The sequence below is a fragment of the Ruminococcus sp. SR1/5 genome, from assembly GCF_000209835.1.
In the GTDB taxonomy this organism is placed as follows: Bacteria; Bacillota; Clostridia; order Lachnospirales; family Lachnospiraceae; genus Blautia_A; species Blautia_A fusiformis.
This window is the reverse complement of the sequence record NC_021014.1, coordinates 519,747-530,301: the sequence shown is the minus strand read 5'-3', so window position 1 is coordinate 530,301 and position 10,555 is coordinate 519,747. Positions and strand designations below refer to the sequence as shown.

Genomic DNA, 10,555 nt, shown 5'->3' with positions numbered 1-10,555 from the left:
TTTCTACAGTAAAAAAAATCAGCTGTCCGGTACGTGTTTCCTGCACCGGCAGCTGATTTTTTTGTTTTTATTTATTTTTTTGTAGATCACAAGGAGTCCTTTGAGCAGAAGGTCCTCATCCAGAATGATTTCTTTCTTACAATGAGAAATGATCTTTTTTGCAAGACCGCCTGTTGCGATCACGGTTGTTTTCTCACCAAGCTCTTCTTCCACCCGGTCAATGATCCCGTCGATAGCTGCTGCGTTGCTGTAGAGCACGCCGCTTTTCATACATTCGATGGTATTGCGCCCGATCACATGCTTCGGGGCATCGATGCTGATCCCGCTGAGCTGGGATGCTCTGGCTGTCAGTGCATCCAGGGATATCCCGATGCCAGGAAGGATCATTCCGCCAATGTATTGCTTTTTGCTGTTGACAACAGAAACTGTAGTGGCGGTTCCCATATCGATCACAATAAACGGAACCGGATATTCATTTAATCCTGCCACAGCGTCTGCCACAAGATCCGCGCCCAGCTGTCCGGGGTTGTCCATCATGATGTTCAGACCTGTTTTTACTCCTGGTCCCAGGACCATGACTTCTTTTTTAAGGATCTTTTCTGCTGCCAGCTTGGCAATGTTGGTGATCTGCGGGACTACAGATGAAATGATACAGCCTTCTATGTCTGCCTTTTTGATGTGGTAGATTTCCAGTAAGGTTTTCAGGTCTACGGCATATTCCAGTTCTGTTTTTGTTCTTACGGTAGCAAGTCTCTCGATGAAGTATGTTTTTTGATCATCGATGCAGCCCACGACTATGTTGGTATTTCCAATATCAATTGCTAATATCATAATTTTATTTTCCCTGTCTTTATGCTTTTGTCTTCTCACGGCTGATCTGTGCGGATGGGATCAGATGTGCCTTGGAAAGTGCAGCTCCCACTGCTCCTGTGATCACTGTGGAGGAAATCATTTCGCATACTGCGTTGATCCCTACCATGAGACAGCAGCCGATGATGATGTTATGACCGCCCATCAGATTTTTTACATAATCGGTATTTCCGAACAGTCCTACAAGTGCTGTCATGAAGAACAGTGTATTCAGGAATGCGGAAAAGAATCCGGTTACTGCACATGCCACATAGGTATTGCTGACCTTTCGCATGCCTTTAAAAATATATCCGAGGCAGATACCGTCCAGAAGACGTGGGATGAAGCGCTGGATAAAGGCAAATACCGGATTGATACCGAAAAGCACAACTCCCATTGCACTGGAGCCGCCTACTCCTATGCACTGGAGAAAGCTGGTCAGGCCGAAGATCGCACCTGCCACGGCTCCTCCTACGGGTCCAAGGACGACTGCACTGATGGCTACCGGGATCACATTAAAGGAAATGGCCAGTGGCCCGATGTTCAGATATCCCAGTGGTGTGTAGGCCATCAGCAGAAGGATTGCTGCCATCAGGCCCAGTAATGTAAGCTGCGCTGTTGTAAATCTGTTGTTTTTCATTTCTTCTCCTCCTTGTTACCGTTCCGCTCTGTGAATATTTCCGGAAATACAGCATTTCCCGGCGTTTTCTGCGGATACAATACGGTGATGGAAAGCGGTGATCTTTTTGTTCCGCTTTTCGTTGTTAAAACCGGCTCTCTGACCGGCTCTGTAGCTATGCTTCTGCCTTTGTGGTAAGCAGAAGGATCTTATCCAGGATCTTTAACGCTGCATCCTCCTTGCTCATAAGCGGGAGTGACACTTCTTCGTTCTGTGTGATAAGAGTCAGGACATTGGTATCTCCCTGGAATCCGGCGCCTTCTACCTTCAGGTTGTTGGCTGCCACCATATCCAGGTTTTTCTTCTCTAGCTTGGCTCTGGAATTACGGAGCATGTCTCTGGTCTCCATGGAAAATCCGCAGAGGAACTGGCCCTGCTTTTTGTGCTGGCCCAGATATTTCAGAATGTCGTCTGTCCTCTCGAGCTCTATGGAAGCCTGATCGTCTTTTTTCTTAACCTTGTCTTCGCTGACCTGCTTCGGACGGTAGTCTGCCACTGCGGCAGCCTTGATGATGATATCCTGTTCATCACTTAAACCGGTGACTGCCTCGAACATATCTCTGGCAGATGTCACAGGTACGACCTTCACAAAAAGGGGCGGCTCAATGGCAGTAGGTCCGCTTACCAGCGTAACCTCCGCTCCTCTGAGCATGGCCATTTTTGCAATGGCGTATCCCATCTTTCCGGATGAATGGTTGGTGAGACAGCGGACCGGGTCGATGGCCTCCTGGGTAGGTCCTGCCGTTACCAGGAGCTTTTTGCCGGCAAGGTCTTTCTGGAAGGCGGCTTCCTTCAGGATATATTCCAGAAGGGTTTCCGGCTCCGGCATTTTTCCGGCTCCGGTGTCCCCACATGCCAGGTAGCCACTGGCCGGTGTGATCACCTCATATCCGTAGGTTTGCAGCTTCCGGATATTGTCCTGTACCACAGGATTCTCATACATGGCGGTATTCATGGCCGGTGCAAGGATCTTCTGACACCTGCAGGCCATTACCGTAGTGGTGAGCATATCGTCCGCAAGGCCGTTGGCCAGCTTTCCGATCACGTTTGCACTGGCCGGTGCGATCATCACAACATCTGCCTTCTTGGCAATGGATACGTGCTCTACCTGAAACTGAAAGTTCCGGTCAAAGGTATCCACCAGGCATTTATTCCCGGTCAGTGTTTCAAATGTAATCGGATTGATAAAGTTCGTTGCATTCTCTGTCATCAGTACATGGACATCTGCATGAAGCTTATGTAATGCACTTGCCAGATATGCGATCTTGTATGCAGCAATACTTCCTGTGATGCCAAGAAGCACTGTTTTCCCTTTCAGCATCCTTCTCCCTCCTGTCAGTCAACCATACGGATACTCTCGATCACCGGCTGCTGATCCTTTGCAATGGTTCCGTTGCCGTCTGTCGGCTTGGCATCCTTGCAGATCTGATCTACAATGTCCATCCCGGAGGTCACGTGTCCGAATGCAGCATAGTCGCCATCCAGATGTGTGGAATCGGACTGTACGATAAAGAACTGAGAGCTTGCGCTGTCCGGATCTGTGCTGCGGGCCATGGAAATGGTTCCTCTTACATGAGAAATATCGTTCTTCACTCCATTGCTGGAAAATTCGCCCTTGATGGTATCCTCTGCTCCGCCGGTTCCGTCTCCGTTTGGATCTCCGCCCTGGATCATAAATCCGTCAATGATCCGGTGGAAGGTCAGACCGTCATAAAAATTGTCCTGTACCAGCTTTACAAAATTTGTGACTGTGATGGGTGCAGTGTCTGCATCCAGCTCTACATCGATCTCGCCATAATCCTTTACGGTGATGGCAGCATGATGGGTTCCTGTCAGCTGCTGGCTGGTATCGATCACAGTTGTTCCTGCCATTTGTGCATCCTCGGAACCATCGGAAAATTCTCCGTCTGCGCTGTCTGTATCCTCTGTACTGTCTGCGGAGCTGTCTGCAGAAGCTTCGGTTTCATGTGAAGTGTCCTCTGCATCACCGGAAGCCTCCTGATCATCGGTGCTTTCTTCATGGTCTGAAAAGCCTGCCGCCTCAGCCTCCTCCTCGGACACTGCATTGGCTGCTGTCTCTTCATCTACGCCTGTCTGTCCTTCTGAGGTTTCTTCCTCCAGAGATTCTTCCTTCTGGTCTGCTTTTTCAGAAGTACTGTCTGTGCTTCCGCATCCGGAAAGCATTCCTGCGGTAAGAGCTGTCGCAAATAATACGGCTAAAACCTTACGTTTCATATTTATAAGTCCTCCTTATCAGATCCCGAAAACGCCTGTTCCGGCATTTTCAGGTGAGCTTTTCACTCTCCCCCTGTAAGCTTTTCTCAGTTTAACATCATCTTTTCATAAAGTCAACTTTGCACGGAACCAGGTGCAGGATTCCCTTTGTTTTGCCTTGTATCTCTTCCGGTTCTCTGCTAAAATCATGTATGGAGCTTATTATGGGCTCCGTACATATAAGAAAGTGAGGAATCAACATGGAAAAGATCACAAGTTTTACCATTGACCATATCAAGCTTCAGCCTGGCGTATACGTTTCACGTAAGGATCCGGTTGGAGATCAGGTGATCACTACCTTCGATATCCGTATGACTTCTCCCAATGAGGAGCCTGTTATGAACACAGCCGAGCTTCACGCCATGGAGCATCTGGCAGCTACCTTCCTGCGGAACCATAAGGAGTTTGGCCCGAAGGTCATTTACTGGGGTCCTATGGGCTGCCGTACCGGAAATTATCTTCTTCTTAACGGGGATTATGAATCCAGAGATATCGTTCCGCTGATGATCGAGATGTTTGAATTTATCCGAGATTTTGAGGGTGAGATCCCGGGTGCTTCTCCCAAGGACTGCGGAAATTATCTGGATATGAACCTTGGCATGGCAAAATATCTGGCAAAGAAATTCCTGAACGAGGTTCTCTACGATATCAAGCCGGACCGTCTTGTTTATCCGGAATGATCTGCGGGTACGATCCGCTGGCATGATCCTTGTGTTCTGAACGGACTATATGCCGAAACAAAAAACAGGCTACCTGTATCGATGTTCTTTCATCGGATACAGTTGCCTGTTTTTTATTATATCAAGGAGATATCTGCAATTGAAGCAGGATCAGGATTTCCCTGATCTGGTCAAAGCCTGTAGTCTGTGCTCTACTGTGCTGCTTCTGTGGTAGTATCTTCTGCGGTAGTATCTGCTGCCACTGCTCCTACCGGCGGGGTTGTGCTGACGTAATCGCCGGATGCGTAGCAGGTCTGGCCATTATAATCCACGCGGATCCATCCATTGTCACAGACACCGGTACACTTCAGGGATTCTCCGGAAAGGACACCTGCCACAAACTCTGCCTCTGCATTGGCGTCAGAACGTAAATTCACACCCTCCACTGCATAGTAGGTGGCATCCTGAGCCTGTACGTTGATGCCGCTTGGGGTCTGCTCCGTAGCTGCTGTCTGTGCTGCGGGATCTGTTGCCGCTGCTGCTCCGTCTGCCGTGGAATCCGCTGCCGCTGCTGCTCCGTCTGCTGTGGAATCTGCTGCCGCTGCTTCTGGTGTAGGTGTTGCAGTTGCCTTCGGCTTCTCTGTGGGCTCCGGCGTCGGTGTGGAATCTACTACTGTTACCACTGCATCGGTTCCTTCCTCATATCCACAGCCCTGTGCAAGGAAAGCCGCGCCTATTATCAAAGCCATAATACATTTTTTCTTCATGTTATCTGATTCCTCCTTATACGCCGGTAAAAAATTCTCTGCGTCCAATATACACGATTCTGCACTATTATGCAAGTCCTGGCCGGTTCTTTCACATATTTACCGGCTCAAAAAGCACCCGGACAGTTCCGCCGCAGATCATTCCCAGATCTCCTGCCCCCTGCCCCAACTCGTAAACCTTTGTTTCCGTATTTCGGATATTTACTGCGTGTTTTCCGGCTTCAAACTCCACTTTTCCGCCGCCGATGCTTCCTGCCGTGCTTCCGTCCCGGAATACGAACATCTTGCTCCCGGTTCCTCTTGGTGAGGAGCCCTTCTTCTCGATGATCGTGACCATGGTTCCCGGTGTCCTGCGGCGTACTGCTGCCTCCACCTCCTCATCACAGTAGGTGCGGAAATGCCGGTTCTTTTCCTGCACGATCTCTGCCATGATGCTCACGGCGATCTCAGCCGGCATCTGTCCTCCGATGGGAAGTCCGATGGGGGCATGGATCTGATCCAGCTGTTCCTCCGTAAAGCCCTCTTTCAGGAGCTTTTCCCTGGTGATCCGCACCTTTGTCCTGCTTCCGATCATTCCGAAATATGCAAAGGGTCTCTTAAGGATCGCTCTTGCACAGGCGGAATCTCCCAGATGGCCTCGTGTCACCACTACATAGTAGGCATTTTCATAGGGAGGGATCCTGTCGGACAGGGTATCAAACTCTCCAAAGATCCTCTCATCTGCCATGGGAAATCTTTCCTCCATCACAAATTCCTCCCGGTCATCCATGACTGTTACATGAAAGCCCAGCATCCTGCCGATCTCTGCTACCGGAAGAGAAACATGGCCGCCACCCAGTATGATCAGCCTGGGATTCTTCTCGTAGGTTTCCACAAATATCTCCCGGTCGCCGTTTTTCACAACGCCGGTTTCCACAGCTGCTTCCACGGAAACTTTCAGGAATTCTTCTGCTTCTTTATTTCTTTCTGCTCCCTCCGGATAAAAAAAGCTGCTTTCTTCCAAAAGATATTTCAGCCCGGCATCCTTTCCGTTCAGAAGGATCCCTGTTTTTACACGCCCTCTTTTTTCTACCACATCATATATTGTCTGATACATTCTCTGTGTCCTTTCTGTCCGTCTTTCGCTGTTTATTCCGCGGCAAGCTCCTTTACCGCCCCGACAGCAGTGTCCACCTCTTCTTCCGTATTAAAATAAGAAAAGCTAAAGCGGACAGCTCCTGTTTTTTCGGTTCCCAGTGCTTTGTGCATCAGCGGTGCACAGTGGCCGCCGGCTCTTACACTGATCCCGTACTCTTCATCAAGGACCATGGCCACCTCTGCCGAATCCATCTCTGCAATATTCAGAGTCACCACAGGAGAGCGTTCTTCCCTGGAAAAATCTCCGTACAGGGTGACTCCCGGAATTTCCTTTACCTGGTCATAAAAACGCCACATCAGCTGCTGCTCTCTTTTTCGGATCTGTTCTGTTCCGGTTTCGGTAATCCAGCTGATGGCTGCGCCAAGACCTGCGATCCCATGGCTGTTCAGGGTGCCTGCCTCCAGTGCCTCCGGCATATCCTGCGGATGCTCTCTCTGAAAGGTGAGGACGCCGCTTCCGCCTACCTTCAGAGGCTCCACAGATACCCCCGGCCGAACGCAGATGGCGCCTGTGCCCTGGGGGCCCATAAGGCCCTTATGTCCGGAAAAGCAAAGAATATCTATATGATCTTTTTTCATGGAAATCGGAAATACTCCTGCTGTCTGGGCAGCATCCACAATAAAAAGCTTCTGGTGCTTCTGTGCGATCTCACCGATGGCGTGGATATCATTGAGATTTCCTGTCAGATTGGAAGCGTGGGTACAGACGATCACCTTCGTCTCCGGACGGATGGCTGCCTCAAGCTCCTTAAGGGAGATCCGTCCCTTGCGGTCTGCCGGCAGGATCGTAAGCTCCATGCCTTTTTTTCCAGGCGGTACAGCGGACGGAGCACACTGTTGTGATCCATCTCCGTACAGATCGCATGGATAGTTTCCTCCTCTGGATGAAGTGTTCCCTGCAGGGCGATATTGAGCGCTTCCGTGTCATTGGATGTAAAGGCCACACATTCCGGTCCCCATACGTCAAACATCTCTGCGATCTGGCATCTTGTATTAAAAATAAGCCTTGAGGCTGCCATTGCTTCGCCGCTGCTGCCCCTTCCGCTGTTTCCTGCATGCTGCATGGCTTCCACCACAGCACGCGGCACACAGTCCGGCTTATGAAAGCTTGTAGCCGCGTTATCCAGATAAATCATTTCATCCTCCTTGTGATTTTTATCAAATACCTTTATAATAAACTCTGGCTTTATTTTATACTATCCGAGGAGGTTTTCCAATGAAAAAAACATCTTTTTTCAACAGTCTGCCATTTAAGCTGCTGGTCGCTGTGATCCTGGGGATCATAGCCGGGCTTATCCTGAACCGGTACAGCACCAACGGAATCTCCATGGCAGTTCTTAATATCACAGTTACTATCAAGTACATTCTGGGCCAGCTCATTACCTTCTGCGTGCCGCTGATCGTGCTGGGATTTATCGCTCCGTCCATTACCAGGCTTGGCAAAAATGCTTCGCTGATGCTGGGAGTTGCGGTTGTCCTCGCTTACGGCTCCTCTGTTGGCGCAGCGCTTTTTTCCACAGCCTCTGGCTTTCTCATCATTCCACATCTGTCCATCCATTCCTATGCTGCAGGACTGAAGCGGCTGCCGGAGGTGATCTTTGAGCTGGAGATCCCGCAGATCATGTCCGTTATGAGTGCTCTTGTTTTTGCAATGATGCTGGGACTTGCCGCCACCTGGACAAGGGCGAAGCTGATCACTGGGCTCCTGGATGAATTTCAAAAAATCGTTCTTTCTCTGGTGGCTCGGATCATCATCCCCATTCTTCCGCTGTTCATCGGCACTACCTTCTGCGGCCTTGCCTACGAGGGAACCATTACCAGACAGCTGCCTGTTTTTCTGAAGATCATCGTACTGGTGCTTGCCGGGCATTTTATCTGGATGGCTCTTCTTTACATCCTTGCAGGAATCTATTCCGGAGAAAATCCTCTGGAGGTTGTCCGCCATTATGGTCCTGCCTATCTGACTGCCGTAGGGACCATGTCCTCTGCAGCCACACTGGCCGTTGCACTGCAGTGTGCCTCCAAGGCAAAACCACTTCGTAAGGATCTGGTCAGCTTCGGGATTCCTTTGTTTGCAAACATCCATCTCTGTGGCTCCGTTCTGACAGAGGTTTTCTTCTGTATGGCGATTTCGAAGATCCTGTACGGTTCCGTTCCCACGCCGGGTACCATGGTTCTGTTCTGCCTTCTTCTGGGTATCTTTGCCATCGGAGCTCCCGGTGTTCCCGGAGGAACTGTCATGGCATCCCTTGGCATCATCACCGGGATACTGAAATTCGACAGCTCCGGCACTGCATTGATGCTTACCATCTTTGCACTGCAGGACAGCTTCGGAACTGCATGCAACGTGACCGGCGACGGTGCACTGACGCTGATGCTTACCGGCTATGCAAAGCGCCATCATATTGAGGAGCAGCAGCTTGATGTGGAATTGTAAGTTCGGAGCTAAGTCAGGCGGATATTTGCGATCCGATCCTCTTCGTTGCTTGCTCATAACCGGATATCAAGCGAATATCAACCAGATATCAAAAATGCCGCAGGCTTCAAAATGGCTCTGCGGCATTTCTGTGTATTTCTATTTGTTTCTGTCTGTTTCTGTAAGTTTCTATTGTTTCTATATACTTTTGTTGTTTCTATATGTTTCTCTGTTTACGGGCGGATCACTTTTCCTGCTTTTGTGAGCTTTTCCGCTATGGTATACATATTTGTTACGGTTCCCACTGCCGGTTCCTTCAGTCCGTAGAAGTTCACGCAGGTTCCACAGGTCAGGATCTCGGTTCCCTGCTCCTGTAAGGTCTTAAGGTCTTCGATACATGGTGAATCCTGTGCGGTAAGTCTGGCTCCGCCATTATAAAACAGCATAACTGACGGCGGTGTCTCCAGCTGTGTCAGCGCATACACAAATCCCTTGATCAGGATCCCGCCAAGCTCCGGATCTCCATCTCCCATCTTATCGGAAGTGATGGCAACGGTATAATCTCCCTGCGGAACAGCCGGTGTGCAGACGATCTCAGGCTCTGCCTGACTTCTTGCAGCAGGATCAGATTTTACTGTCATATTGATCTCGTAACCACCTTCTGTTTTTCTGGATACGAAGCTGCATCCGGTACTTCCGGCAAGTCTGCTCAAATTGTTTACTGCTGTTTCATTATCTACCAGGATCAAGATCTCGTCTCCCTGCTCTGCCTTGTCAAGGATCTTCTTGGTCATCACAACCGGGATCGGACACTGTTTCCCCATTGCATCTACTGTGTGCTTCATACTCACTCCTCCTGTATTCTGTGATTTTTTATAATTGCTGTTTTATCATTATTGCTTTTTCGCTGTTTTCTTTTCTTTGATCTTTTATTTCTGCTCCAGCTCATGGGCCTGTTTGAAGATCTCACAGGCGCCTGTGTTTACACATCTTTCATGTGCGCAGTCCATAAAGGTCAGCTTCCTGCTGCTGTCCTCCTGCCGTGTATACTCACAGCAGACGGTTTCGCCCCCGTTCATGGTACGGCAGAAACCGGATATAAATTCCTCTTCGATCTCCATTCCTATCCCTCCGTCGGATTCTCAGTAATCTGGGCAGGTGTGATCTCCTCCAGCATTCCTGTTTCATTGTAGGCTTCAAACTGTTCCTCGATCTTTCCAAGGATATCTGCATACTGACAGAAGGCCTCCGCAAGCTCATCCCTGTGTTCCGGAAGCTTCTTGTAACAGACACGGTGCTCCATGCTTGCCCAGAGATCCATGGTCATCGTCCTCAGCTGGATCTCCACCGGAAAATACTCCATGGTATCCAGATAATACACCGGAACTGCAATGATCACGTGAAAGCTGCGGTATCCGTTAGGCTTGGGATTCTGTATGTAATCCTTTTCCCTGATAAAGATCAGCTCACTCTGCCGCTTCAGCGCATTTACAAGATTGTATATATCATCAATAAAGTAGCAGATCACACGGATCCCGGCGATATCCCGGAGATGATCCTTGGCGTTCTGCACACTGTCCGAATGTCCCAGCTTCTCCAGCTTCTTTTCGATGCTCTTCTTGGATTTGATCCGTTCCTGGATATTGTGGATCGGAGATACGGAAGACTTCTGATACAGGCTTCCGTTGAGCACCTCAAGCTTGGCGCGCATGATCTGACATGCGTTCTGATATGGCTGGATACAATCATAATACTGTTCGTTTGTCATGAAAAC

Annotated in this window: 11 protein-coding genes and 1 pseudogene; 2 read left to right on the top strand and 10 right to left on the bottom strand. The window is 49.5% G+C overall.

The features are described from left to right. Nucleotides 1-18: 18 nt before the first annotated feature. The 4 genes from CK1_RS02665 to CK1_RS02650 form a co-directional block, all read right to left on the bottom strand. Entirely contained in the window at nt 19-831 is an 813-nt protein-coding gene (locus tag CK1_RS02665; RefSeq protein WP_015524781.1) for a type III pantothenate kinase, read from the bottom strand. 19 nt (nt 832-850) lie between these two features. Continuing rightward, entirely contained in the window at nt 851-1,489 is a 639-nt protein-coding gene (locus CK1_RS02660; RefSeq protein ID WP_015524780.1) for an ECF transporter S component, read from the bottom strand. Between the two features lie 154 nt (nt 1,490-1,643). Then, entirely contained in the window at nt 1,644-2,849 is a 1,206-nt protein-coding gene (coaBC, locus tag CK1_RS02655) for a bifunctional phosphopantothenoylcysteine decarboxylase/phosphopantothenate--cysteine ligase CoaBC (protein WP_015524779.1), read from the bottom strand. Nucleotides 2,850-2,863: 14 nt separating this feature from the next. Next, nucleotides 2,864-3,763, bottom strand: coding sequence for a peptidylprolyl isomerase (locus CK1_RS02650; RefSeq protein WP_015524778.1), 900 nt, complete (start codon nt 3,761-3,763; stop codon nt 2,864-2,866). Between the two features lie 239 nt (nt 3,764-4,002). On the opposite strand from CK1_RS02650, the gene CK1_RS02645 reads away from it, so the two are divergent. Further along, the gene (locus CK1_RS02645; RefSeq protein ID WP_015524777.1) at nt 4,003-4,482 is read left to right on the top strand and encodes an S-ribosylhomocysteine lyase; all 480 of its coding nucleotides are present in this window, start codon (nt 4,003-4,005) and stop codon (nt 4,480-4,482) included. 191 nt (nt 4,483-4,673) lie between these two features. Here the strand turns inward: CK1_RS02645 and CK1_RS02640 are convergent, their stop codons facing one another. From CK1_RS02640 to CK1_RS02630, 3 genes and pseudogenes are all read right to left on the bottom strand, one after another. Beyond that, nucleotides 4,674-5,228 carry an SH3 domain-containing protein gene (locus CK1_RS02640; protein WP_015524776.1) on the bottom strand — a complete coding sequence of 185 codons (555 nt, stop codon included), beginning with the start codon at nt 5,226-5,228 and terminating at the stop codon, nt 4,674-4,676. 91 nt (nt 5,229-5,319) lie between these two features. Further along, a complete protein-coding gene (locus CK1_RS02635) occupies nt 5,320-6,324 on the bottom strand; it encodes an XdhC family protein (RefSeq protein WP_015524775.1) in 1,005 nt (334 codons plus the stop codon). Between the two features lie 32 nt (nt 6,325-6,356). After that, nucleotides 6,357-7,501, bottom strand: a pseudogene (locus tag CK1_RS02630) (aminotransferase class V-fold PLP-dependent enzyme). Between the two features lie 80 nt (nt 7,502-7,581). On the opposite strand from CK1_RS02630, the gene CK1_RS02625 reads away from it, so the two are divergent. After that, nucleotides 7,582-8,802, top strand: a complete 1,221-nt coding sequence (locus tag CK1_RS02625; protein WP_015524773.1) for a dicarboxylate/amino acid:cation symporter — start codon at nt 7,582-7,584, stop codon at nt 8,800-8,802. Between the two features lie 212 nt (nt 8,803-9,014). On the opposite strand, the gene yedF is transcribed toward CK1_RS02625, so the two are convergent. From yedF to CK1_RS02610, 3 genes are all read right to left on the bottom strand, one after another. Beyond that, a complete protein-coding gene (gene yedF / locus CK1_RS02620) occupies nt 9,015-9,626 on the bottom strand; it encodes a sulfurtransferase-like selenium metabolism protein YedF (protein ID WP_015524772.1) in 612 nt (203 codons plus the stop codon). Nucleotides 9,627-9,710: 84 nt separating this feature from the next. After that, nucleotides 9,711-9,902, bottom strand: a complete 192-nt coding sequence (locus CK1_RS02615; RefSeq protein ID WP_015524771.1) for a hypothetical protein — start codon at nt 9,900-9,902, stop codon at nt 9,711-9,713. 2 nt (nt 9,903-9,904) lie between these two features. Then, on the bottom strand, nt 9,905-10,555 hold a 651-nt coding region (locus CK1_RS02610), incomplete at its 5' end, for a GTP pyrophosphokinase (protein ID WP_353611108.1).